Source organism: Microbulbifer sp. MKSA007 (genome assembly GCA_032615215.1).
Taxonomy (GTDB): domain Bacteria; phylum Pseudomonadota; class Gammaproteobacteria; order Pseudomonadales; family Cellvibrionaceae; genus Microbulbifer.
In genome coordinates this window covers 3,191,438-3,217,358 of the sequence record CP128433.1, presented here as the reverse complement: position 1 = coordinate 3,217,358, position 25,921 = coordinate 3,191,438, and the positions used below count along the sequence as shown (strand labels likewise).

At 41.0% G+C, this 25,921-nt stretch carries 17 protein-coding genes and 2 pseudogenes; 13 read left to right on the top strand and 6 right to left on the bottom strand.

The window, feature by feature from the left end; translation table 11 throughout:
* Positions 1–1,392: 1,392 nt before the first annotated feature.
* The 4 genes from QT397_17120 to QT397_17105 all read left to right on the top strand — a co-directional run bounded on the left by QT397_17120 (position 1,393) and on the right by QT397_17105 (position 6,901).
* Positions 1,393–2,586: a hypothetical protein gene (locus QT397_17120; protein WNZ54602.1), complete on the top strand. Its 1,194-nt coding sequence runs from the start codon at positions 1,393–1,395 to the stop codon at positions 2,584–2,586.
* Positions 2,587–3,719: 1,133 nt separating this feature from the next.
* Complete coding sequence (locus QT397_17115) at positions 3,720–3,950, top strand: hypothetical protein (protein ID WNZ54601.1); 231 nt, start codon at positions 3,720–3,722, stop codon at positions 3,948–3,950.
* A gap of 750 nt (positions 3,951–4,700) precedes the next feature.
* On the top strand, positions 4,701–6,587 hold the full coding sequence (locus tag QT397_17110; GenBank protein ID WNZ54600.1) for a VCBS domain-containing protein: 1,887 nt from the start codon (positions 4,701–4,703) through the stop codon (positions 6,585–6,587).
* 32 nt (positions 6,588–6,619) lie between these two features.
* On the top strand, positions 6,620–6,901 hold the full coding sequence (locus tag QT397_17105) for a hypothetical protein (GenBank protein WNZ54599.1): 282 nt from the start codon (positions 6,620–6,622) through the stop codon (positions 6,899–6,901).
* Between the two features lie 1,299 nt (positions 6,902–8,200).
* Here the strand turns inward: QT397_17105 and QT397_17100 are convergent.
* Positions 8,201–11,662: a hypothetical protein gene (locus QT397_17100; protein ID WNZ54598.1), complete on the bottom strand. Its 3,462-nt coding sequence runs from the start codon at positions 11,660–11,662 to the stop codon at positions 8,201–8,203.
* A 1,525-nt stretch (positions 11,663–13,187) separates the two neighbouring features.
* Between QT397_17100 and QT397_17095 the strand changes: the two genes are divergently transcribed.
* Positions 13,188–13,391, top strand: coding sequence for a transposase (locus QT397_17095; GenBank protein ID WNZ54597.1), 204 nt, complete (start codon positions 13,188–13,190; stop codon positions 13,389–13,391).
* A 325-nt stretch (positions 13,392–13,716) separates the two neighbouring features.
* On the opposite strand, the pseudogene QT397_17090 reads toward QT397_17095, so the two are convergent.
* Together QT397_17090 and QT397_17085 are read right to left on the bottom strand one after the other, a co-directional pair.
* Positions 13,717–13,933: pseudogene (locus tag QT397_17090) on the bottom strand (integrase core domain-containing protein).
* A 252-nt stretch (positions 13,934–14,185) separates the two neighbouring features.
* A pseudogene (locus QT397_17085) lies at positions 14,186–14,323 on the bottom strand (IS481 family transposase).
* 1,369 nt (positions 14,324–15,692) lie between these two features.
* Between QT397_17085 and QT397_17080 the strand changes: the two are divergent.
* Positions 15,693–17,006 (top strand): alpha/beta hydrolase, encoded by a 1,314-nt coding sequence (locus tag QT397_17080; protein WNZ54596.1) that lies wholly within the window; start codon positions 15,693–15,695, stop codon positions 17,004–17,006.
* 127 nt (positions 17,007–17,133) lie between these two features.
* On the opposite strand, the gene QT397_17075 is transcribed toward QT397_17080, so the two are convergent.
* From QT397_17075 to QT397_17065, 3 genes are all read right to left on the bottom strand, one after another.
* Positions 17,134–17,643 carry a hypothetical protein gene (locus QT397_17075; protein ID WNZ54595.1) on the bottom strand — a complete coding sequence of 170 codons (510 nt, stop codon included), beginning with the start codon at positions 17,641–17,643 and terminating at the stop codon, positions 17,134–17,136.
* A gap of 39 nt (positions 17,644–17,682) precedes the next feature.
* A protein-coding gene (locus QT397_17070) for an IS3 family transposase (GenBank protein WNZ54594.1) occupies positions 17,683–18,821 on the bottom strand; the annotation gives its coding sequence in 2 pieces (ribosomal slippage) (positions 17,683–18,572 and positions 18,572–18,821; 1,140 coding nt in all).
* Between the two features lie 367 nt (positions 18,822–19,188).
* The gene (locus tag QT397_17065) at positions 19,189–19,437 is read right to left on the bottom strand and encodes a hypothetical protein (GenBank protein ID WNZ54593.1); all 249 of its coding nucleotides are present in this window, start codon (positions 19,435–19,437) and stop codon (positions 19,189–19,191) included.
* Between the two features lie 2,143 nt (positions 19,438–21,580).
* On the opposite strand from QT397_17065, the gene QT397_17060 reads away from it, so the two are divergent.
* The 7 genes from QT397_17060 (at position 21,581) to QT397_17030 (ending at position 25,479) form a co-directional block, all read left to right on the top strand.
* A complete protein-coding gene (locus QT397_17060; GenBank protein WNZ54592.1) occupies positions 21,581–22,426 on the top strand; it encodes a hypothetical protein in 846 nt (281 codons plus the stop codon).
* A gap of 55 nt (positions 22,427–22,481) precedes the next feature.
* Positions 22,482–23,384, top strand: a complete 903-nt coding sequence (locus tag QT397_17055; protein WNZ54591.1) for a helix-turn-helix transcriptional regulator — start codon at positions 22,482–22,484, stop codon at positions 23,382–23,384.
* 297 nt (positions 23,385–23,681) lie between these two features.
* On the top strand, positions 23,682–24,131 hold the full coding sequence (locus tag QT397_17050) for a hypothetical protein (GenBank protein WNZ54590.1): 450 nt from the start codon (positions 23,682–23,684) through the stop codon (positions 24,129–24,131).
* 47 nt (positions 24,132–24,178) lie between these two features.
* Complete coding sequence (locus tag QT397_17045; protein ID WNZ54589.1) at positions 24,179–24,391, top strand: hypothetical protein; 213 nt, start codon at positions 24,179–24,181, stop codon at positions 24,389–24,391.
* 17 nt (positions 24,392–24,408) lie between these two features.
* Positions 24,409–24,753, top strand: a complete 345-nt coding sequence (locus QT397_17040; protein ID WNZ54588.1) for a hypothetical protein — start codon at positions 24,409–24,411, stop codon at positions 24,751–24,753.
* A gap of 32 nt (positions 24,754–24,785) precedes the next feature.
* Positions 24,786–24,980, top strand: coding sequence for an EscU/YscU/HrcU family type III secretion system export apparatus switch protein (locus QT397_17035; protein WNZ54587.1), 195 nt, complete (start codon positions 24,786–24,788; stop codon positions 24,978–24,980).
* A gap of 31 nt (positions 24,981–25,011) precedes the next feature.
* Positions 25,012–25,479 carry a type III secretion system chaperone gene (locus tag QT397_17030; GenBank protein WNZ54586.1) on the top strand — a complete coding sequence of 156 codons (468 nt, stop codon included), beginning with the start codon at positions 25,012–25,014 and terminating at the stop codon, positions 25,477–25,479.
* Positions 25,480–25,921: the final 442 nt, after the last annotated feature.

Below are 25,921 nucleotides of genomic sequence, written 5' to 3'. Positions count from 1 at the left end.
TATGCTGCTAAATTTTTTAGGTGCATAAATTTAGAAGGTAATAGCTGATACCTAAGCTTTGAAATTTTCATTTTAGCTAATATTGACTCTAATAATTAAGGGGGTAGGCATCTGTAGATGAAATATCGCAGATGCTCCTTTCCCCTAGAAACTGTTTCATAACTTCTTTAGCGTAATTAACATGCAGGCAATATGGAAAAAACTCTGTAAGAAGATAACTATCGATCCCACTGACGACTAAACTGTAGTAGTTCAGATTTGGTCTGAACTAATCCAACTGATGCTTACTACCATATTTCCAACAGTCAGTCAGCCGTTTGACAAAATGCCGCATCAGCAGCACTGTCTGTTTACTGTGATTATGCTGATTCAGCGGTGTGCTGTCTTGTGGCCCAGGTGGGATCTGACGAACAATAAACCCGTTGGTCCCGCATCTTTGTGATTGCGACAGTCATTTTTTATGCGCTAATTTTATATCGCCGTCGCAGCGTTGAAGAAAAACACTTTCTACCCGGTGGGGCAGAATCAGCCTGGGTTCACTACTCCACTCTCATTGCCACAATTGCTGCCCTGTACCTGTTCTGCTGGTTTTCCGTAAGCAATACCCGGACTGGGAATTGCGCCTGTGTGCACCCAACTCCTCGGATCATCATCTTGACAGGTACATTGAACCTAAGACCCCACTGCTCAGTGCCGTCTTATTAGTTTTGTGACTCTGTGACCTATAAAAAATGCCCAAATCCTAAAGAAACAGCACGGGCGATATGAATAATTGAGCTGTTGTATTAAAAAGCGTAGAGATCCTATCACCATGCCCCCGCAGTCCATTAAAGCCATCTTTATAATAACTATCCTCTCCCTCCTTACTGCTTGCAGCAGTGGAGGGTCCGGTAGCAACGAGAGTAACAACGAAGAGACACCTGCCGTAGAAGAGACACCTGCCGTAGAAGAGACACCCGATATTCCTAATCCACCACAGGATTTCACCCTAAGCTTTGAGCCCGTTAAGTTGTTCCGCTTTAGTTGGACCGATACCGGCAACGCCAGTCATTACCATTTACTGGAAAACTCAGATGGGCTATCTGGGTTTACTCCTGTCGCAGAGCATATTCCCCAGGGGAGTGAAACCATAACGCTAGAAGTGCCGCTCTACGCGCGGGCAAATGCTCAGTACCTACTACAAGCTTGTAACGGGGAGGGTGAATTGGAGCAGTGCAGTGACTCAGACCTTATCTCAGTGAGCGACGCATTGGTCGCTGCCATTGGCTACCTCAAGATCGATGATACCGAAGAGCTCTTCTCTGTCAGCCTCAGTGGTGATGGCCACACCCTGGCCGTAGCTAATCACAGTGAAAATGCAGTCTTCCTGTTTATCAGAGAGGGGGAGTGTGGGTGCAGGATGCCAATCTCAAAGGCAATAATACTGAAGAGGGTGACGAATTCGGGAGCTCTATCAGTCTCAGTGCCGATGGTCAAACTCTGGCTGTTGGTGCTCATTTTGAGGGTAGCAGCGCCCAAGGTATCAATGGCGATCAACACAACAATGATGCCCCAATTGCTGGGGCGGCTTACGTGTTTGTACGAGAAGCCAATACCTGGCAACAGCAAGCCTATCTCAAGGGTAGTAATACTGAAGAGGGTGACGCTTTCGGGAGCTCTATCAGTCTCAGTGCCGATGGCCAAACTCTGGCTGTTGGTGCTGTTTCTGAGAGCAGCAGCGCCCAAGGTATCAATGGCGATCAACATAACAATGATGCCCCAATTGCTGGGGCAGCTTACGTATTTGTACGAGAGGCCAATATCTGGCAGCAGCAAGCCTATCTTAAGGGCAGCAATACTGAAGAGCGTGATGAATTCGGGAGCTCTATCAGCCTCAGTGCCGATGGCCAAACCCTGGCTGTTGGTGCTGTTTCTGAGAACAGCAGCGCCCAGGGTATCAATGGCGATCAACACAACAATGATGCCCCATTTGCTGGGGCAGCTTACGTATTTGTACGAGAGGCCAATATCTGGCAGCAGCAAGCCTATATCAAGGGCAGCAATACTGAACAGGATGACTTTTTCGGAATGGCTATCAGCCTCAGTGCCGATGGCCAAACTCTGGCTGTCGGTGCTGATCTTGAGGACAGCAGCGCCCAAGGTATCAATGGTAATCAACACAGCAATGATGCTATAAGCTCTGGCGCAGCTTACGTGTTTGTTCGAGAGGCCAATATCTGGCAGCAGCAAGCCTATCTCAAGGGCAGCAATACTGAACAGGGTGATCATTTCGGGTTCCCTATCAGTCTCAGTGCCGATGGCCAAACTCTGGCTGTTGGCGCTATTTTTGAGGGCAGCAGTGCCCAAGGTATCAATGGTGATCAACACAATAATGGTGCTATAAGCTCTGGTGCAGCTTACATGTTTGCACGGCAGGCCAATACCTGGCAGCAGCAGGCTTATCTCAAGAGTAGCAATACTGAGCAGGGTGACTCTTTCGGAACGACTATCAGCCTCAGTGGCGATGGGCAAACGCTGGCTGTTAGCGCATATGAATACCCAGTAGACCCGGATGGATCCTCAGCGATAGAGATCTATACTTACTAATTATTTTTGCTCGCGACTCTAATACCCCCTCACATTAAAGCGGGGGGGATTAGCATGCGACAGACAGTTGTATGATTATTAACAGGTTACTGGTATTCTTAATACTTACAGTTTTCAGAAAGGTATAGGAGCAATCCCATATGCACATCCCCTCCGCCGTGCTGTTTATACTCGAGGGTACCTCTAAAAAATCACATCCTCATTTTTTCGCTCAACAGCCGCGTCGCTGAAGTGGTGGACTGGCCTTGAGTCTGCCTTCGCTAGCTCCCCTTTAATATTTCTATAAAGAGTTCTCGCCAGGCGTTCACCCGATACGCTGAAATGCCAACCAAAATCCGGGCCTATCGCATTTGGACTCTACAACCTATGAAAATGCCCGAAAGCATAAAGTCATTATGGTATCCGGGGTTAGTGGGTCACTTCATAAGCTACATTTAAAAGCCAAGAGACTCCAGCACTATACCCCCGCAATCCATTCTGGTGTTGACTCTAGTAATCACAAAGAGGAACCTGCCGTATCAAGCATACCCAGTACGCCACAGGATCCCGCCCTAAGTTTTGAAACCATTAAACTGTTTTGCTTTAATTAAATTGATACCTGCAATGACACAAATTGTTGGTTTCGGATAATAAGAGTAATTGGTAAGAGTGGGCTCAGTTGGTAGAGCCGGAATCTATCTCAATCAAGTGAAAGAAAATGATGAGCTGCTACCAACGGAGCGAGATCGAACGATGCCAGATTTACAGTTTTAGAACATCCATGCATTCTTAGAAAACAATAGCAAAACCGTTAGAGAGGTATCTCGCAATGATCGACTAAAAGCTGCAGTGTAATACTTAGGATATCGCCCGGGACAAGAACATAAGCTTGCAGCGCTAAGACGCTAGCAAGTGTATAAAGCACAGAGGGTGACTGATGGCATGTGGAAACAAATAGAGGCCCTAACTCAGACCACAGCAAGTCGTAAGCTATATGAAGAGGTGTACGGGGTTGTCGTTACACGGTGAGATGATCTACCAACAAATTTATTTAGATCGGAAAATTATGAAGCTAATACAAGCACCTTAGGATTGCATCAAAGTCCCATGGCAAGTGCTACGATAGGTGTGATCGACGCGGTTAATTACTGACTATGCCTGAACGCAAGACACTATTTACTGTTATTGTTACATTGATATGTAAACAATCAGACTTGCTGGCTGAAGCAGCGATTAGTCGCAAGGTAAGTTTCGAAGATAAAATCAAAACGATTACCTTTGATAGTAGTCTCGAATTCGCTGAACAAGAAACAATTGTAGATTGCTTAGAAGTAGATATTTTACTTTGTTCACCCATATTTATCTTGGTAGAGAAGAATCAGTGAGAATACAAACGGCTTGGAGCGAAAATATTTCCCAAAGGATGCCGGTTTTAATAAGGTGATGGCCGAGCAGGATCAATTTGTAATGGATCTTTTGAACAGTAGATCAGGAGCGAGTAAAAGAGGATGGCCGTCAAATGAATTATTTGCCAGGCCACATGGTGATCCACTTGTGGAATAAAGAATCGTAGTTATTCCTTGGAATAAAAATTAATCATCGTGTAAAGATTTTTCCATATTGTCTAGATGGTGGTTATGTAAATAAAAATGTGGAAAAGTAGACCAATGTAAATAAGCTGGAGTATTCCCTGGTTAAATAACATGAGTCGATAAACTTATTGTGTAGCGGTTGTGGAATATATAATCGAATAAGTTCGAATATATGAGGGGGTGTTGGGTTCCGGCGAGGATATCGATAACTGAATAAAGTTCACAAAAGTAAGAAAAAATACCAAATACCCGTCAATAAAGACCAATTCCTAAAATTATCAGACCAAAAAATAATGAAAATAATGGGTTATATAAAATAATGACGCCTTCACCATTTGACATCAGGTATAAGCATTTAATCAATATACGTCGAATGAGTGGTTGTATACGCAATATAAGGGTTGTATATAGATGGTTAATTGTTCTATCTGAAGTTTTTATTTCTATAACACTCGCAGTATTTACTTACTGATAGGTTTATGTTTATAGAAAATAATGTAGGACAAAGCCAAACAACCCTAGAGATAGTACTTTGGAGAATATGTGAAAAATATACGAGAGATCGCCGTTAGCATTTTGTTGTCTGTTCTTATAGCCTCATGTGGAGGTGGTGGGGAAAGCTCAGGCCAAGCTACCGATGAAAGTTCTGCTGGAAGTGGCAATAGCGCAGGAGGTGGCAATAACTCAGGAAGTGGCAATAACTCAGGAGGTGGCAATAACTCAGGAGGTGGTAGTAACTCAGGAGGTGGTAGTAACTCTGGAGGCGGAGGTTCGTATCAAATAACAGGTGGAACCGGTAGAATTTCAGAAAATATCGAAGAGAAAATATCTGGAAAGCTCATCAGTGATACAAATAGCGGCCTTCAATTCGCTCAAGGCAGTTTTCAGGGAGCATATGGGGAGATTGAAGTAAGTATAGATGGGAGTTGGGTGTATGTACTTGATGAGGCTCTATCAGATCCAATTAAGGGAGAGGAAGTTGTCAGAGATAATTTTGTTATAGGTATTGACTCAAGTAGTGAAACAACACCTATTACGATTACTATTGTAGGTTTTGATGATCCATACGAATTTAACGTAGAGTCTCCAATTGGTACATTAGTCGTTGGCGATACAGAGTACTTATCTGGAACAGTAACTATTACTGATGTCGACGGAAATGCCCCAACATTTACTGAAGATACCATTGATGGTGAATATGGTGAATTTAGTGTAGATAAGAATGGTGACTGGGAGTACCGCCTTAATGATGGAGTTGAAAATATTGCCTCAGGAGAGTCAGCTACTGAAACGATAAGTCTGTCATTAAGCGATAATACTTCTCAGGTAGTATTGCTTTCTATTAATACGATAAAGGTAAAGGAAAGTAGTATTGTATTTGTTTACATGGAGTTCGATGGCAATTCATCCTTAGATAGTCTCGGTATATCTGATTTGGCTAATAGTGTTTTTAATAACCCAAATTCAATGAATAGAGTGTATTATTATAACTCTTTAGGTCAGCATAATTTTGTACGGCATCGTGTTAATGATAGCTCTCTAGATAATTATTGCTATGGAACCTCTGGCCAGGAAAACTCATCAATTGATTGTGTAATCTACAATGTGCCCGATGAAATAAATGGCGACATGCTCAGCTACCAGGAGTTACTCGATAGACAACACCTTGGTGGTCGATATACAGATAAAGGTATGACCTTTCGAGATGAAGCTGACGAATGGGCCAGAGAAAATTTATTAGATGAAAATAATGAACCTCTGGATTTAACAAAATGGGACCATCGAGTATATCTTTATCCGATATCTATATTTGGTGCGGCTGGAGTGGCCGCAACTTGGGGGAACTGGTCGTTTGTAGGGTTAGAGGGCGGGCCAGTTGCAGCCTTAGCCACTATTAAGCATGAGGTGGGTCATAACTTTGGACTAGGCCATGCAAATTTTGATGAGAATAACGATGGAAATCTTGAAAGTTATTATGGGGGAAGAGGAATAATGGGCTTAGGGTGGTCTAACCTATTTGGGAGTGGCCAGCGTGAATTTTTAGGGTGGTATGAGCAATTCCCTGAGTATACAAAGGTAGTCACACCATATCTGGGTGGATTACAAGAAATAGAAATTCAGTCAATTTATCTTGGTCCCGGAGAGCTTTCAAAAAATCTTCCTCAGCAAGTAAAAATAGGAGGTGAAGGTCATAGTCATGGAAAAGAATATTATTATGTTAACTATCATGCTTCCCACCCCATAATGAATCCCTACCAAATTGAGGATGAGTTATTTATCAGCTATGCTGATGGTGGGGCATATAATGATGTGGCGATTGTAAAGGTCGGTGAGTCTTTCACAGACTCCAGGAATGGCCTGTCTATTAAATTTGAATCGGTGGACGCTATGAGAAAGTTTGCAAAATTTACTGTAAAATATAGTAATTAATTTTTAAATACAGATCTTTTTTGGTGTAAATTATGTTTAGAATACTACTGATGGCGATTTCAATTTTTTTGTCGGTGAGTGTCACGGCTGAAGATTTTATAGTCGGAAAGCTAGAGGAAGTCACTGTAGAAGATAAAAGCTTTAGTAAGGTTGAGCATCTTTTTTTGATTAAAGATGAGGTTTCTGGAAACTATTTTTTCTTAGATAAGAAGAAAATAAAAGGCCTTAGTGTGAAGCACGGAGATCGTATAAGTATTGATGCTGAATATGAGGGTTCTCAGATTGTTGAGGTTAGACATATTAGTTTGCTATGAAGTATATCATTAGGTACGAAATGTATATAAAGTAGAGATTGATGATTAGATTTAATCAATCATGCTAATATATTGCTGGAAGTCGGTAAGCTGCTTTCTACGCTCGATTATAAGTCGGTATAAGATCGGCTTCCAGTTTTGGATAAAATTATCGACTTTTCGATATATTCCCTGCATTGAAGGTTCATTAGGTGGTTGAAATTTATGTGTTTTTAGTTTATCCGATCATGCTGTTGTGGCGCTTTAGTATATTCGTTGTATAAGTTAATTTATGAATCCCGTACGGATTTCCAAACAGAATATAAAAGTTTGGCTAGTGTACTGCTCTTGGACTTGCTAGTCTGTGGGTAATTGCTGCCTCAATTCTCAGCAGAGAGTGGCTTATTCCCGGAGCTATTTTTTAGACCAGCGGCAACCGCCTCGAAGTCTGTCGATGAATCCTACCCCAGTTTATACTTGATGCGAATCAACGTGATGTAAGATATTCTCCTGCAGTCGCTACGGAAAATACCTTCAACTCGATGAATACTACACGAACAACCAGAATTTAACATCCACTGTTCCTCTGAGATATAAGATCAGAGGGACCCTCTGGCCTTCCATACTGACGCTTAGTGCTTTTTGGGGCAGCGTGAAGCGCAATTTCTTTGAGATGGATAACTGCGGACTTCCAATCCAGAGGATGTGTGTGCCGACCTATCTCGACTTCATAAGCAGCTTAGTACCCTATAGCGCAAAATCTGCAGAAATATAGATCCACAGTTTCCTCATGGGTATTGACGATATTGCGGGTGCATACTGAGCCAAAATCCGGTTATCGATCTGTGTTAGATGGGTTGGCCCTGTATTAACAAGTTGACTTTTAAATTATCCGGTTTGACAGTTGAGACCACTTATTTCAACTCTACTATGTTGCCCTTTAAGGTGAGTGGAGTTATTACCGCTGTGGTTGTTGTCAAAACCTCGAACAGAGGGGGTGCGCTCAGCCAAAACCGCCTATTATGTTGATAGGCATCTGGGTGAGTCAACTAAGGGTGTTTTCAGTCATTATTTTACTCATGAGACACTTAGGTGTTGAGTGTTGGAAAGCAATTAGTTACACAGTTAAAAATAAATCAATAGTATCACCATAGTGCTGGCTGGTTGTATCACTAGCCCCTGCCTCAAGAGAACTGTTGCTAGTTACTATATCGGGAATTCAAATTCGTCAGATCAGTTTGCTGCTAGCACCTTTTTAAGATGCGCTTATGAAACCTCTTGTTAACGAACTCATAAGCGCTTAATGAGGTATAAGAATATTTAATCAGTTACCCGTTCAAAAAGCCATTTAGTGCTTGTTGAAGCATTTGATAGATTCCCAGCAGCTGACATATATTTGTTGTTCATATAGACAGACTTAATAGTATTTGCTCCCCCGCTAAGTGACTCGAGCCTAAAGTGTTGAGAATAATTTGATTCAAGCTCTTGGTCATTGTTGGGAATAGCCCTAGTAAAAAATTTCTCCGTTAATGAGTTAGGTTGAGTAAGGATTGTATTCTGGCTAGCAGAAATTATTCGAAACTCGAGTGGGTTGACGGCATCGAGTATCCATATTTGTGAAAGATCATCATCATTGCGCGGCGATATATCGACAATATCATTGTCTCCTGATCTCTTGTCTAAATAATTTCCCGTTTCAACATTTTTAATTCGATACCTGTAACCATTGGTTAACCCGCTAGTGTAGGGCTGGGCAAAAACAATTTCAGACATTTGAACCCGATAAAAAGATGCACTTTTTGCGGTGGCACGTACTGCTTCAGCAGTTAAGTGGTACGGCAGTCCTCTCGTAGTTGTTGGGGTAGATGACGTTCTACGTTCGATGCCACTCCAGCTATCACTATTACCACAGATTGAACTATAATGACTTCCAGTGGATGTGAGAGGTCCCTTTTTTGATAGGTCTACCTTGTGCCTTCCCACGCAAAGTTTATTTACTTGACCATTATCAACATCAAGGCCAAAATTGGTGAAAGCATATGCTTTAGTGTTGTCACCATCTACAAAATTAAAATCATAAAAATGCATATTGCCATTACCGCTATACTTATCACATGATTCAACAGTTGAGTTGAAAATAAAGAATGGCTCTTGTGGTTTATATGTAGGTAGGATTTCTCGTGAAAATATACCTATTTTGAGGTTGGCATCCGTACCAGGAGCTCTAATTACTGATTTGGCCTTCATTCCCACAATGATGGAGTTTGAGGGAATCGCACAATCTACATCACCTGAAAAAGAAGGGGTTTGACCGCGTGGCATTAGTAATCGGTTTCGAATTGGCATTTTGTTCAAGTTGAAAAGAACTTGCTCTTCTGACAGATAAGTTTTATCGAATTTATCTATTGAGTCGAAACACTGGGTTATTGTATTCAGGTTATTATCACATACGGATGAAAGATAAAATGCATCATTATTGATGCCGTCTACTTTTTCTCGCAAGGTGTCAATATCTGATATTAATCCCATTCTTATATAGTAATCTTTATCGGTACTGCTAATCTCTTCCTCATAGTATTTAAGGTGCTGACTAAGGCTAATTGCATAGTTTTCTGCAAAAGTGATTCTTCTTTGTGTTTCTTTGCTATATTTTACAGCCGTGGGGCTAACCGGTGTTTCTGAGATGTTCCCTAAAGTATTTTCTACTTTCAGGGTTAAGTTACCTAGATCGGAAATATTATTTACAGACTTGAAGTAGTTATTACTTCGTTCTCCGGATTCTAGTTTGGGTTTTAATGGGTTACATTGATTGCCATCGCATATCTCGACACTCTTTATTCCCAAATGATCATTAATGACTGCGTGCACTTCTATATTATTAGTAATTCCATTGTCACCATATAGCTGGAAAATATCATAGTTTTTCACTATTGGATACAGTGGGATTTGTTGAGTAATGGTTACAGTTGTTTTGGGTGGCAATCGTATATCCCAAAAATTAGAGCTGTTATTTTTTGAGGTTAGTTGCTCTACAAAATTTGGGTCATTAATTACGTTAAAATTGCTATCTGTAAATGTGAACTCAAAACTGGATGCGCGATCATTGTCGCCGCCAATAATAAAATCACCTTCTGAAGTACGATAACATAAGGCTGCATCTGTATAGCCACTGTTCTTGCAGTCTAGCTGGGTATAGGCTATATCAAATGCTTCCTTAATGGTTACCGACATGTCTGGTAATAAACTACCTTCATCATAGGCATGAACCCAGATATTGTGATTGAAGTCACTACCGTTCGCAGACACGCCTTTTACACTTATACGTGCGAGATCAGAATTGAATGAGTTAATAAGGGCTGACCAGTCCGCATTGTTATTGAGTTGACCTGTAGCATTGTTGAAGAGAGTCACTTTTGCACTTGCAATATTTGTGGCTAATCCAACTGCACCACCATTCGCTAAGTAATCTGTTTCCTCCACACTTAAGCATGATCCTTCTTCACTCCTTCCAAGTACAACTAGTCTCTCACTCTGACCAGCAGCTAGTGAGAACCCATTGCCTTCATAGTCAACGGTTCCCCATAATTGATCGCCAAAATATATATCCCAGAATGGAAATATTTGAGAGGCCGCGTCTGACCCAGTATTTGTTACCTTTAAAGTCAGTGCCATTGAGGAAAAGCAGCTATTTGAAACTTCAGTAGAAGTTTCACTGCTTAAAGACTCAAATGTGCTTGAGCCCGTCTCTATTGCCTCACTAGAGGACCATCCGGTGCTTTGACCGTAACCCCCACCGGTATTTACTCCGATGCTTAGGCCATCGGTACCAGCATTGCCTTCAAAGTTTAATGTAACAAACCATAGTTTTTCTTTGGTTTGACTATTTTCCCTTGTCTGATACTCACCGATTTCCTCGCCGACTTCGGTGCCGTTAGATTCACCAATTGTAGTCATATCATAAAGGGTTATGCCCTCGAGTGTTGTTACAAGTTGTGGCATTGCTCCAATTAGTGGGTGTGATGCTCCATGGACCGGTTGGGAGGCTCCAAAAATACCAATTGCCTCTTCTCGGTCACTATAAGGGTCAAAATCTGTGCTGTATCTAAAAGGGTCTGTAAAGAAGATTTCTCTAGCGGGGCCAAAAGAATCACTATTGATCATGATCGCCGCCATTACGGATGCGATGGTTCCATCTTCGCGGGGAGACCCGGTAATTACCTGATGTGTTTCCGGGTTGGCAACACCAAGTCCATCTAATTTACTGATAACATGGGAGCGGATAATATCGTACATCCCATCAACGATGAGAACTCTGAAGTCTTGCTCGCCTCCTGTATCGAGATTTGATAATTGTTGTGTAGTGACCTTTCCAGCAGCTTCGAGTGCTTTAATTGCCCACCTTGTAGTTCGAATAGTTATGCCGTTTAAAATGACATTATGTGAGGAGTTATCTCTCATATCTAGCCATATATCTGAGGGAACAGCTCTTTGTGCCCCTCTCAATAAGTTTCCATCATTATAATACCCGTAGACTTCAGTGAAATCTGTAATTTGGTCTTCGTCGCTATCGATAGATGGGTTAACTAGAAAATGATCCCGGTTAATTGTGCGACCAGTATCGGCCTCAATAAAATCTCTAAATTCATAAAATTCATCTGGATCAAGAATGCCATCTTGATCAGAATCGGAATTATTGGGGTTTAACCCTATTAGTTGTTCAACATGATCTTCGAGCCCATCTCCATCGGAATCCTTCGCGAAACTTTGAGTGCTTAGTGTCATTATAATGCAGCTTAAATAAGCTAGCGATTGAGGTATTTTTTTCAAAATTAAGTAATCTTTTGGTAACATAATCATTAATTTTAATACAGTTGCTTAGAGGAATTTTGAATCTATTGGCCAGTATCAGTGTTATCTCATATGGTTGTCCCTCCTTGATTAATTTAAATATATTAAACATGTCCACCCCCTTCCTTTCCTTGCTCTGAAAGTCCCCGTGTGGGGGATGAAAATCAGTAATTATTGTAATTATGTTTTATTTTAGGTGTTGTTTCTTATTGGTGTTTTAACTATATATTTTGGGGTTTCTGGTTCTATCAATATTGGTCTTTTTTTTTGGGAATGTAATCGATTGTATTTGTTTAATGGGGGGCGAAGGTGGTCTTTTATAAAGCAAGTTGTTATTTCTTTGGGTGCTTTATGTGTGGCGGTAGTGTTTGCTTAATATTCAAAGTTTCATGGGGTCGTATTGTCTTCGGTCTGTGACTGGTAATACTTTCGTATTTACCAAAGAGATATGGATATGCTTTCTACTTTAGAAAAAGAAAAAAGCATAGGTAGAGTGTTGGGGTGAATAATAATGATCAGATCATTAGTATAAGTTCATCAACTTTGTCTGTGTGAGTTCGGACGATGGATGAAATGTTGCCCCCCCTAACCTTTTTTGTGAATATAGTGCTTCTAGGGGTCTTAATTTTATTTTTAATTTTCTTTATGGTTATCGTTTATGTCTGCATTTTTCATGAATGGATAGGTCACTTCCCTTTGGGGGTATGCATGTACCAATTACCATTCTTTCTCTCTGTTTCTGACTTTTGGATCACAGAGATCGGTATTTATTTCTCTGCATGAATAAGGGCTTTCTGGTTCGAAAACTCACATCTTTAATCCAAAATAATTCCTTCCAAGTTTTTCTGAAAAATATTTTAGTTGTTATCTAGTGTGCAGGCTGTTTATACTGTGTCTTTCCTAGTAGCCAGGCGTTGTGTGTTCTTCGGTCTCAATAGATCGTCCACAGATGTAAATTACTTGAGGATATTCGACCCCTGTAGTTATTCTTCAAAACACTCCCATCAGTGCCCATCTTCTAGTCGGGAGAGGTGCTGACTCTACCAACTGAACCCTACTTTCCCAGCCACACTTATTATCTAAAATCAAGGATCATTAATATCTAAGGATTAAATGATGTGTATTGCAACTATTTTCGGATAATATGTTAATTTTACTTTCCATCTCTAGGCGAGATATCCCCATTGTGCCGGTGGGAATGCTCACAGTTGCTGTAAGCCATTAGGTTCTGATTTTAATTTTATAAATGTATAACCTGGAGAAGGAATCCATTCAAATCCCAGGCTCAGAAACAGTCCTTCCATTGGTACACTTTATTCGTTGCTTCCATATTTTTTAAATGCTTTTAATCAATCAGACTTTTTAACTAATAGCTAGTAGGTCAAGTTCAGCGGCGCTCGATATAAGACTTACCCAGGTTAAGTAGACACCCTGTATAGTTAGGTTTCGGCCTTGTATCATGGGAAACAAAAGAACTCAGGCGTATACAGAGGAATTCCGAATCGAGGCAGTAAAAAGGGCGGAAAAGCCTGGAGTGACAACGGCTTCTGTGGCACGCGAGCTGGGTGTCAGTGCACAGCAGATCTATAGCTGGCGCGGTCAATTTAATCGTCTCTCAGATAAGCAGCTCAATAGATTAAATGGTATCGACTACTCCAAGTAGGAAAGTGCAGTAGTCCGCAGGCTCACGAAGGAATTGCAGGAGGCGCGTAAGGGGGGCGAGTGTCTAAAAAGGCAGCTGCGTACTTTGCGAACCACTAAGAGTAAAGTACGCACTGATACAGGAGCATGTAGGGCTATTCTCGATTAACTTGATGTGTCGGTGTTTAAGGTTCTCAAGATTGGACTATTATTGGTGGCTTGGGAGACTGGTATCTTCTAGCGCTATTAGAAAGTTGCGGGTAGCTAAAAGGGTCCGAGTGATCCTACCCTTCAACTATAGTAGCTCAGGTTTGATCTGACAGTTACCGGTTTTTCAGGAGGTGCTATTTACCCTGATGGGTTCTCCAATTATTGTAATATGTGAGCCTTCGTCCAGATCCTTTTGTAACTCTTCTATTGATCCATAGATCTTGCGGCGTATGAAGGTTGGTAGAACGCTTGTAAAATGGTTTTATGGAGGCATTCACAGATCCCATTTATTTGTGGATGCCTGGCTTTTGTCTTAGTGTGTTCTATTTCGTTCACACTTAGAGAGCCTCTGAATAACTCCGTGATACCCCTGGCATGCGGAGCGGTTCACAATCAAGGCGCGGCTTCGCAGGAATGTCTAGACCTTTCAAGAAGTCGCAACGCGGAGTGTGAATCGCTCTGCAAGCTCCGAAGGGCGGGTCTTGAAGGCCGCATCTGCTGCGTTGCAGCTTTTGCAAAGGGCTACGGCCATTCGCGGCAAGCTGCGCCTAACATCTGCAGCTTTCAAAACCCGCAGAGGCATTACGGAGTTATTCAGAGGCTCCTTAGATATAACTGATAATCGTGCTGTTCCAATTTGCCACAATACTCGGTACCACGATCAGTTAGGATGCGCAGCACTGGAAGATCATGTATGGCATAAAACGGTAGTATAAAGTCATTCTGGAGGTCCGCCGCGCCGAGATATCAGTCATTATCTAATGACTTACTATAACTGGGAGCGCCCCCACCACCGCAATGATGGGGGCCCGACTGCAAAAGCGGAAGAAAAACTTAACTTATTTTCCGGAAACAGTTGGTCGCTACAGTCGTACTCTAGTTCCATAGGTTCTTTTCAATGATTGGTCTGGGCACGAGTGCCAAGGTAGATAGTGCCATATATAGATGTTGGGTGCTGAAGATACATAGAGAGGTTGTTGGCCGACTGGTCACATTTGGAGTTGGCTTGGTAGGGCATAGATAGTTTTAGGTTAGCCTTTGGGCCACTTTTCTGGGAGGGGACAGGTGATGCAAGTGCCTCTCAGAGCGGGTGCAGCCTGAGGATAGCTTTCTAAAAATATTAGGTTTTTTGGAGGCCTTGTTGCGGATTATGAATTGATCATAGGATGCCGTAGGGCCAGCGTAATAACACTTGCAATGACTAAAAAGCTATTTCCTTTAAAGCTTAGCCTATCACCGATATTCTTTGAGGTCCGACGGGAAGTCTAGGCGTATCCAGAGCCCCCTGATTAATGTTTCTTTGTATCTAACAACAATCAAGTAAGTGATGCCAAAAAAGTAATACTCTGAGAACTTTTCTTTGAGACATCATCGATCATGTCTGATGCGCGGAGTAGTAAGAGGGAGATAAAAATCAAGATATTCGACTTTCTATAATACTTTAAGCCTAATAATGCATGAAAAATAGACAATGTGTAGTTTCTTCCTTTTTAACGTGACTTTAGTACCATCTATTACTAGCATACGATGACTGCTCTTAGTCAGGCAGGAGCATCCGAGCTCCTCAAGTTCGTGGTACAAAATATTTATATCAGGCTAATAGGAAAGCCACTAACTGGATATTTTCATAGGTATTACGGGTAGTCAGCTATTCGAGTAGAACCAATGGGTCAAAAAATTACTTTGGATTAAATATGTCTTTTTGATGGCTGCTACGATTGTATAGACGCTTCTTAAGGGCTAAGGCTAGGTGTGGCGAGTTGCGCTTTACGCTTCAGCCCAAAGATGATCTGAGGTAATTTGGGACTCCTTAGGACTTTGTACAAGAATTGGTAAATAGGTTGTTGTGAATATATCAATTCAAATGTTTGGCGAGTTGGCTGTCTACCATGATGGTTCAGCGATAAGTTTACCTCGCTCCAAAAAAACCCGAGCAATCCTCGCGTTCTTGTTATTGGCTTCAAGGCCACACCGTCGTGATCGTTTGTGTGAGCTCTTCTGGGATCTGCCAGATGATCCTAGGGCATCGCTAAGGTGGTCTCTTAGTAAGATCAGGCCTATTGTGAATGACCCGCACAATGCGCGCTTAAATGCAGATCGAGAAAGGGTTCGCATGAATACGGAAGATATTCATATTGATGTGAGGGAGCTAGCTTCAAAGCTTAAAGCTCCTGAGTTATCTTACAGTGAGCTTCTGTCAATTCATGATGAGCTAAAGGAGACTTTCCTAGACGGTATAGATTTGCCTGATCAGGAGCTTTTTCAGCAGTGGTTAGTAGCAGAGAGGGAGGAGGTGGGACGCTTGCGAGGGCAAACCTTATCGCGCTTGTCATCCCATAAAAACAGCCCGCCTCCAGAGCAATTAAAGTGGGCGCGAGATTGGGAAACGCTAGAGCCATTTAATCCTAACGCAGCAACTCAATTACTAAACAAGCTAGAAATGTTAGGGCGTATTGAGGAGGCTGATAGTATTCGCCCAAAACTTTTAGAAAGATTTAAAAGGGCTGGCATATCATGGGCACCAAAGAATAACTTTGCGATAACTTATGAAAAAGGATTTAAGAAGCAGTCATTAGAACGTACATTAATTAAGAGCCAGAAAGTTAAATTTTGTAAAGCATCAGATGGTGCTCGAATTGCCTACGCATCTATCGGTAGGGGAACTCCAATCATAAAAGCTGCGAACTGGTTAAGCCACTTAGAGTATGATTGGGAATCCCCAATTTGGAGCCCTTTGTTCCAAGCTTTATCCGCTGAACACCAGTTTATACGCTATGATGAACGTGGAAATGGTCTATCCGATTGGAATGTGGATACCATTTCATTTGAATCATTTGTAACTGATTTAGAGACGGTTGTGGAAGCAAGTGGTGTTGATAAGTTCGCCTTACTCGGGATTTCTCAAGGGGCAGCTGTTTCTATTGAATATGCAGTACGCCATCCGGAGCGCGTTAATAAGCTGATTCTTTTTGGAGGGTATGCAGCAGGTTGGCGGACTGGGGCAACTGATAAGATCATTAAAGAGCGTGAAGCTATAATAACACTTACAGAGTCAGGTTGGGGGCAAGACAACCCTGCATACAGGCACATCTTTTCGTCCACCTTTATGCCTAGCGCGAAAGCTGATGAGTTAGATTGGTTCGACGAATTTCAGCGACTTACAACATCAGCGAATAATGCAGCCCGATTTCTTTCAGTTTTTGGTAGTATAGATGTTCGCGATAAACTTAAAATGGTTACTGTACCGACACTGGTTATCCACTCGCTGGGTGATCAAAGAATACCAATACAGCAAGGGATTGATATTGCAGCAAGCATCCCAAATTGCAAGTTCGTGGGTTTGAATAGCGATGGCCACCTTTTGCTTGGGCGTGAACCGGCTTCTAAGGTTTTTGTAAATGCAGTGAAAGAATTCATCTCTACTTAGCTCAAAGGAGGCGCAGATTTGTAAATCTCAATGCATGAGAAAGTTTCATTTCGAGTATAAGGTTGACGGATCAAAGAGGGAGGCAAGCCTTCCTGGACAGATTGGAAACACAACGCAGCAATGCAGACTAAATAATTTCATTAATGACAAAACCTTGAGCTAATGAGTGGTTAGGATTATCTGCTACCCAGTCACCAAGTTTCTGTCGAAGAGATGCATAATTAATCTGAAGGTTATTTAAATATTTAGCTGTTGCTGCAAATAAGCAATTTCCATCTTCTGGGGCATTAGTTAATTCTAGCTGCTTTGCTTTTTCTAACTCAATCAAATCTGATGGATTCTTGACTACATTGTTAATTAGTTGATAGTGATTGTTGTCTAGGAATAAATTTACTGCAGACGAACTAGAAAACTCTTCACCTATCGCCAAGACCTGGTTGTAGCCAGGAGAAATTATATTGATAGGCCTTATTATACATTGAGGCAAAAGAGATGGGTGCATATCTAAAAGCTTGGTGTTCCAAGCTCCGCGCTTCTTAATATCATTTACACACTTATGTAAAGCTGATTTTTTTTGTATCGGAGAGGGTGGCTTTTCGATCGATGCAGAAGATGTTATTTCTGAGGGGGTTTCCATATGCTGACCTGTTGTGGTCAACTCCAACCGGACACTTCTTTAAGCACATTTCTCAAATTCGATAGGGGCTAGGTCTCCCAGTGTTGTATGTATTCTGCGTGAGTTGTAATAAGCAATATAGGCTCTTACATCTGCTACCGCATCCTCCCTTGTCGGATAAAGGTTTCCCGTTACCCACTCCCGCTTCAGGCTGCTGAAGAAACGTTCAGTCGGTGCGTTGTCCCAACAATTTCCCTTACGGCTCATTGAACACACCATCCCATGCTGACTCAATAACGTTTGGTAGGTATGGCTGGCATACTGACTGCCACGATCAGAGTGATGCAGGAGACCTTTTGGGGGCGAACGCAAATTGACAGCCATCATCAACGCACGAGTTACCAGGGCCGTTTCCATCTTGCGATCTAGATGCCAACCAATAATCCGGCGCGAATAGAGATCAATCACTACCGCCAAGTACAACCAGCCCTGCGAAGTCCAAATATATGTAATATCAGTCGTCCAAACTTGATTTTTAGCGCTCGGTGAGAACTCCCTATTCAGAAGGTTCTCTGCGACCGGCAGGTGATGTTTACTGTCTGTCGTCAGTGTAAATCGCTTCTTACGCTTTACTGCCAAGCCTAGCTTTTTCATGAGCTTGCGGACTCGATAGCGCCCGACTTCAAAGCCTTCTTTACGTAACAGCTTCATTAACCGACGACTTCCCAGGCTCTGTCTAGATTCTGCAAATAGGGCCTTCAAACGATGGCATAGTTGCCATGTTTGAGCATCTATTGAGCTATTACCACGGCAACACCAATCGTAATAACCAGTTTTACTTACTTGCATTACCCGGCAGAGCACCCTAACAGGAAAGCTGCCTTGCTGTTTTTCAATAAAGCTGTACTTTATTTCATTTCTTTCGCAAAGAAGGCGCTGGCCTTTTTTAGGATTTCTTTCTCCATCCGCAACTGCTTATTTTCACGTCGTAATCGCTCTAATTCTGCGCGCTCACCTACATCCAACCTCACACCGTCTTCTTCCTGCTTCAGTTCCTTTATCCAGCGTCGCAGGTTATTGGCTGTTGTTCCTACAACCTCTGCTGCTTTAGAAATTGAATACCCTTGCTCAGAGACTAGCGCTACGGCGTCTTTCTTAAATTCCGGCTTGAAATGCCGACGTGTACCTTTTGTTGTCATACTTCACCTCGCTTGGTAGTTTTACCATCTTAGCGAAGTGTCCGGAAGGATTAGACCACTACAACCACTATATACTCCATTGGTATCAGCAAAAACTATAATATACGATTTAAAAGTATATCTACGAAGTCTCTCAAAGCTTGATGCAGTGTTAGGTTCTAGTGTGCACTGTAGAGATTTCTTGGATGGTTTACTTGTATGGAAAATCTTAGGTGGACTAAAGTTAAAGGACAGCATAATTTATCCTGTTCATAATTATTAGATTCTTTAAGGGTGGTATAAAATTAATCAGTTCAGCGATTTTTGGGTAATCAAAAGTAGTAAATCTATATACGGTTGAATAAATTGACCGTTGTGCTAATTACCCTTATGATTTGCTATGCAAAATATCATTTTCAACATTCTCTACAATTTTTACAACTTCAGTGAGTTTTTCTGCAATATTTAAAGTGCTGGCCGCTCCTGTTATTGTACTTAGTTGTTGTAAAAAACGAATTAGTGCTCGTTTAGAAGTACTTGCATCAATAGGCGCGTCGCCCCCAGTAATAAAATTGGGGGAGGAAAGAGGTAAGCGATTAAAGTTTATATCTATCAATCTTTGCATATCTTTACGCACATGGCAGAACTCCCCCTGATACTGGTCGACAGCAATGTCAGCTGAGTACTTAGAATCTATTTTACCTGTGCTAATTGTCTGGTTTACATGAGTTATTTTAGACATAAAGTAGTAATTTCAAACCTTAACTATAAGACCTGCTAAGCTAATCCTATGAAGATCTCGGGTATTTTACAAATTAAAAAACAATTTACGGCCCTCTATATCCATACAAAAGGTATATATAGGTGGAACCTAGTTATCATAGAGTGAAAATCCTATAAGTCATTTACTTGAGTTATGGTAACTAAATGCAGATTTTCCTGCTTTAGAATTCTTCGACGAAATTATTAGTTCTGGTCATTTTTAGTACCTCTGGTTACAGTAGATGCCAATTTCAAGTTTGTAAAAAATATATCGATTAAATAAAAAAAATTCTAGCGTTGATTAACCAATATTCCGCAAAATATTTTACGGCAACTTTCGTGGGAGGCTTCCGCCATCAAGAATTAGGTGCCTCTGAACAACTTCATGATACCTCTGGATGCAGAGCGGTTCACAATCAAGGCGCGGCTTGGCAGGAATCGCTAGATCTTTCAATAAGTCGCAGCGCGGAGTGTGAATCGCTACGCAAGCCCCGAAGGGCAGGTCTTAAAGGCCACAGCTGTACAGCCATTCACGGCGATCTACGCTTAACCCTGCAATATTCAAGGCCTGCAGAGACATTGCGGAGTTGTTCAGAGACTCTCGAAGAGACTTCTGATTAAGGAGGTCTTATTATCGGACCAGCCTGGGCTGGATAAAAATTGGGCTTCTCACGAAGATAGCTTTAACTTTTGCACAAATCTCCCAAGTTTTTGTCTGAATTCCTCTGTGTACGGATTTCAGGCGCAATATCCCAAGGCAGCAAGATATTTTCTCCCTATCCATAAAATCGTAAAGCCTACCTGTAATTACAGGTGTCAAGTATTTTTCACCAACCCGCGTTATCGAGCATTATTGTAGCCAAGCTGACACTTGATATAGCGGAAGGGGTGACCCTAACCTGCATCTCTTTCTTTTCAACTTTACGAAGTGACATTTGACCTGGAAGGGATTTAGCTTGTTCGGTCTAAACGCTATGTACCAGCCCACCATTGTCTCTTTCAGATATTCCCGCTTTACCATACCGATGTATCCAGAATCACCTTAGGTGATGCAAATCCAAAGAGCTGGCAGCTGATGTGGTATCCATATGGAGATACTGATGATAGAGAGTGACAGTTTTAAATACAAATCATAAAGAAATCCGCAGATTAAGGAAGCTAAGATTATCTTTGTAGAACCTGCCAAATGGAAACACATGAACAGTATTGATGTCACGCTGAGTAAGTAGAGTATAAATCAGTCGCATCATCAAGACTGATAACTTGGCGGGGAGGCGGGGCAATCAAGGAGTGATAAAAATTTTCAGCTATCGGCCGTATAGCAGACAGAAGCTCGTAAAGAGCTGATCCCAATTGTTGATCACCGATAGGGTGTGGATGTTTGTGAGGTCGATGACTGAGTCGGGGCTGAAAACGGAAATGGAAGGGCACAGAACAATCAACTGATAGATTAAACGATACTTCAAACGCTAGATCAAATGGATACAGGGTTTAATAGGATTAAGTTGAATGAGGCTTAAATAGGTCAGCATAAATAACTTTGAGAGATATCCAGCGAAGAACAATAAACTGGGAAGTCTCGCTTCAAAAAAATGTACTACTTCAGCATGAGTTAAATCAAATTTAGAGCGATAGATGTGAAGCAGAATAAACTTTAAGCCTTGCAGGACACTTAATACGCGAAGTCAGACACACATATTAGTGGAGTGATTGAGGGGGCTAAGCTAGATGAAGCACTGTGCCACGAAACAGGGAAAAAAGTCTAAAATCAAAAAAAAAAACAGGAAAATCTAAAGCGTGAATTCTGATACTACGTAACATGGCTACTAAATATTGTACTGAAACAAGAATTTTCCCCGGGGCATTTAGCAAAACCGAAAATTCTTACTGGGTCACTCGATAACATATAGATTTCGCACAAGATGTATACAAAACTGGTGTAGGCTCAAAGGAGACAGTATGACCGGAATCAATTGGGGGCGAGCCTAAGGGTTATTAGTATGGCCTCCCAGAATAGTATGAAAGCGACCAAAAGTGAAGAAACTAACCTATCTGATAGTGGTGGGGATGTTTGGCTTTTTGGAGCATCGAAATTTCGCTATGACAGTGATGGGAATGTACGTGAAGCAACAGAAGGTGAGATTCTAGGTCAAACTCGAAGTTCGCCTACAGCTATGATTGCTGTGCTATCAGAAGGGTCCAAGTTACTTCTGTTTGATGCGAATGGTGCATTCGAACAAGATGTGGATGCAATTGCGAAGCTCTATACTCAGGATGATCAAGCACCCGAGCAAATAAGTGAGGAGGTTCGTGCGGCAAGAGAAGCTTTGCGAAATAAGATGAGGGCGGATATCAACGCGGGTGTATTTTCGGTCTATGATGCAGGTAGATATTATCATAATGATATTGAGGTTGCACCAGAGAAAATTGTTTTTGAGATGAATGGGCTACTTGTTGAACATTTAGTGGATAAACAAAAAGCTGTTACAGATTTAAAAAGCAGGATAAATGCAGTAGATAGTTGGTTTCAGGAGCAGCTTTCACTAAAAGGCGAAATTGAAATGGTCGTAATGTATGACCTACATGAAAGACTCTATTTTGAGCAAAGGAAATTGAATACTCTGGACCCTGCTTACAATCCCATGCCCTGGAAAAAATCATACAAAAATAACGCAAGTATTGCTGATTGGAGAGGTGTAGGGGACTACCAAACCCCGCTAAGTAAATTTTCCTCAGAAACTTTTCCTAATAATGCGCAGATAAACTTAGTCGATAACCTAAATAGTGCATTTCAATCTATGATTGATGATCTACACTCTCATAATAGTACAACAATTAACGCACTATCAAAGTCTATTGTATAGATGTTGAGTTTGAGCGGTATATTTAAAGAAATAATTTTAGTGAGTTGTTGAAAGTATGAATATTGCCTTGAGTAAAGGGCAGGTATGCTGTTCAGAACGGGAAATAACTATTGAAAGTCACCATAGTGGTGATTTAATAGAATTGATTACTATTTCAATTCCTCAAGGAAAATCTGCTGCCTTCATATTTGCACCGGTTATTAATTTAGTCTTGATGGTAGCCGGTTCTGCAAGTATTACATATAACCAGTCCAAATTTGAGTTATCAGTTGGGCAGGTTTGGCTTGTTGGTTCTGATACAGACTTTAATTTGAGTAATAAAAGTGAGTCCCAGGATATTGTAGCTATTTGCGTTCGTATTCGTGAAGCAATGTTAGCCAGGTTCTATGAGAGGTATGACAATGCGCTTATTCTCAAGAAACAGGCTGCTAAAATGGTGGAGTCCTCATTACCCAAGTATGCTTCCCCAATCATCTTTCCAAGCTGTGAGCTAACGAGAATAACTTTGGACTCCTTTAGGCTGCTAGGCCGATTAGACAATGATGGGTTAAATGCTCTTAAGCTGGAAGAACTGCTTCTCTTGAAACTAAATAGTGAGCATGGGGAAATTCTTGCTGACGAACTGCTAAATAGGGTTAATCCTACACATGAGAAATTTAGAAGATTCATGGAGTCCAACACTACGAAGAACTGGTCTGTGGCTACATATGCGAAGCAAATAGGCATGAGCTTGACATCTTTTAAAAAAATGTTTGGACAAGTTTATAAAGAAAATTCACCAAAAGCCTGGATTAACGAAAAGCGGCTCCGACACGCAGATATCCAAATTCGTACTACCAATAGAAGACTGGTGGATATTGCCCTAGAGAGCGGTTTTTCTAGTCAGTCGTACTTTACCCAGCTGTATAAGTCAAAATATGGAATATCTCCATCTGAGGCTCGACAAAAATGTACCTGAGATATTTTTTATCGTGTCTATTTGGTTCTATAATAATAGGTGGTGCTGTACAAAAGACAAGTGATGCAGAGATAAGTTCGACACTAAGTATTGGAGTGCAAGTTGAAAGCGTAATATCAAGTAAAGCGTCAGATGTTTTGTTTTAAAAATATAATTGCTTAGAAGGATTCGCCCCTTTTTCAATTGACAAACTATCAGCTAGAGATCTTCAAAGAAAGCTAGCGTTAGGTAATTATGATGTTGTCATTAGTCAATGGATTATCTCAGATCAGGGGGTGCAACAAGCTGGGAAAAAGGTTGATTGGTGAGGCATCTATTAATTGCTTTACTCTCAAGGAAAGGTATAACCTAGCAAATATTTCTGGCAGGGATGTTTTTTCGAAAGTAAAAACTATAAGCCATGTTGCTGATGACTCGTCCTTGAGAGTTGATCCAAGTTTGATAAATTTACATCCAAATGCTTTTGCATTTGTTGACTGTAAATCTATAAGTAAGTGTATAGACATGCTTAAAGAGGGCGATGTAGATGTTATTGCAACCAAGAGTTGGGACTCGATGCATTACATGGAGCATACGGTTCGGAAATATGATTTAGAGTTATACGAGGTGGAATTTTTTGAGCCTGGATGTTTCTATATGGGCTTGAATCCTCGAAGTCTTTCTCCAGAAGAGAGAGAAACGATAATGAATAATTTTAGTAAGCTTCAGGAAAATAGGAGTTGCTTGACAGCAATGCACGATAATTAATTGTACGCATAGCCATTAATTTATTTTGTTATACTTAAGGGGGCTAAATGAACTCATATAACGGTCCGCCACTTGTTGTCACTCGTATCGTTGAAAATCCCAAGGCTATAGATAGTATCCAACGTCAAGTTGAGCTGCCCCCTTTAGGGGAATCAATGCTTCAGACAATAGATAATAGCCTTAAAGAATTTTCATCATTTTTGCATAAATATAAGAATCTAAACCAAAATAGAGCTAAAGTTATCCCGAAAGGATATTGATGCTAGAACATTAAAAAATGACAAAAGCTTCTTTAAATGTGAAGGATGTGAGTAGGGTTTCTGAGCTGGCGAGCGCAATTAACAAGGATGAGTTTACTGAAGCTGGAACTCTAGAAGAGTTCAAGAGGTTTTCGATACACTTTTCTTTAGATATAACAAAGAAGGGAATAGCCCTTCTTTCATTGAGGTCACAACTTTCGGAGTCAGCAAGTGCTTCGATTAGTAATTCGAAAATATTGAAGAAAGTTGATAGAGAGCAGGAGCCAGTATTATCATCATTTGAATTCAAAGGAGGTATTTTAGAGTATGGTGCCAGGTCTTTAATTGACGAAGCCGGCATAGATCATAAGAATGTATGCTGACCTATACAAGCACGGGGCCTCCGTATGTAACTATGAAAGGTGAATTTATATTATCCTGGAAGATAAAAATTTTAGCAAGCAAGAATGATGTCCCAATTATTGAAAATGTACCCTTAGCAAGGGCGCTATATTCTAAGATAGGCGTTGATCAAAGTATAACCGATGAATTTGTTGAACCTGTAGCTGATGTTATTCGTTGGCTGAGGGCTCATGAAAAACAAGTTTAACTATTTAGAGATCTTATAAAGAGTACTCACTGTGAATTTAGATTTTCAAAGACTGATCCAGGATTTATCAATTAACTTACAGCAACCATTAATGGAGCCGGTAGAAGATTCATGTCGTATTTCTTGGGATGATATTGATATGCATATCTATCACCATGAAGAGAACAGCCGAGAGTTTGTAGTTTTAACTCTAGATATATGTGGCATACCCCAAGGTCAGGAGTTGCATTTCTGTAACTTGATGCTTCAAGCAAACTACCTGTGGATAGGAACAGAGTATGCAACGCTATCAATCAATCCAGAGTCACAAAAGGTAGTACTTTGTGATAAAGAATATTTTGAAAATATTGAGGTGGGTTCATTAGTAAAAAGGGTTAATGAACTGTATCAGGCGGCTATGTATTGGTATGAATTGATTACATCAAAAAATAACTCAATAAGTTCAGGAGCATTATCAGGTAATCTCAGTGTTGATAATAAGCTCGGTATAAAAGTATAACTTTTTGTGCACCTTGTTCATGAGGTGCGCAAAATACTGCTGATTGGATGTTAATCAAGCTGTATATTGCATGATCAATAAATATCTTCAGATCGCTATACAATTGTCCTTTGCATAAAAAAGTTAAAATTAAAAGAATTTTTATGTTTTCGCTGTTGAAGTTCGAATAAATGACTATGGCGGTGCTTCGGATCATTATGCCGCTGAATGACAAACTAACAAAATTATGCCTCGATTTTCTCATATCTGAGATCATAGATGGCCCTGATAAATCTTACTGTTTAAATTTTGATTCAAAATTTAGCGTTTTATTTTATGAGTTACGAAATGAATATTTGCTAGTTAGTGTTAATCTGGAACTATCCATAGAGGGGTGCTCCTAACGAATGCTATGCGAAAGGGCTATGCATGGCCTGGGTTTGCAAAATCTATAATAGCTGAC

Coding starts and splice junctions, on each gene's coding strand:
- QT397_17105 (WNZ54599.1), top strand. CDS start 6,620: ATGTTTAGAATACTACTGATGGCGATTTCAATTTTTTTGTCGGTGAGT.
- QT397_17115 (WNZ54601.1), top strand. CDS start 3,720: ATGCCTGAACGCAAGACACTATTTACTGTTATTGTTACATTGATATGT.
- QT397_17035 (WNZ54587.1), top strand. CDS start 24,786: ATGAAAGGTGAATTTATATTATCCTGGAAGATAAAAATTTTAGCAAGC.
- QT397_17040 (WNZ54588.1), top strand. CDS start 24,409: ATGACAAAAGCTTCTTTAAATGTGAAGGATGTGAGTAGGGTTTCTGAG.
- QT397_17060 (WNZ54592.1), top strand. CDS start 21,581: ATGAAAGCGACCAAAAGTGAAGAAACTAACCTATCTGATAGTGGTGGG.
- QT397_17045 (WNZ54589.1), top strand. CDS start 24,179: ATGAACTCATATAACGGTCCGCCACTTGTTGTCACTCGTATCGTTGAA.
- QT397_17055 (WNZ54591.1), top strand. CDS start 22,482: ATGAATATTGCCTTGAGTAAAGGGCAGGTATGCTGTTCAGAACGGGAA.
- QT397_17075 (WNZ54595.1), bottom strand. CDS start 17,643: ATGGAAACCCCCTCAGAAATAACATCTTCTGCATCGATCGAAAAGCCA.
- QT397_17095 (WNZ54597.1), top strand. CDS start 13,188: ATGGGAAACAAAAGAACTCAGGCGTATACAGAGGAATTCCGAATCGAG.
- QT397_17100 (WNZ54598.1), bottom strand. CDS start 11,662: ATGACACTAAGCACTCAAAGTTTCGCGAAGGATTCCGATGGAGATGGG.
- QT397_17080 (WNZ54596.1), top strand. CDS start 15,693: ATGAATACGGAAGATATTCATATTGATGTGAGGGAGCTAGCTTCAAAG.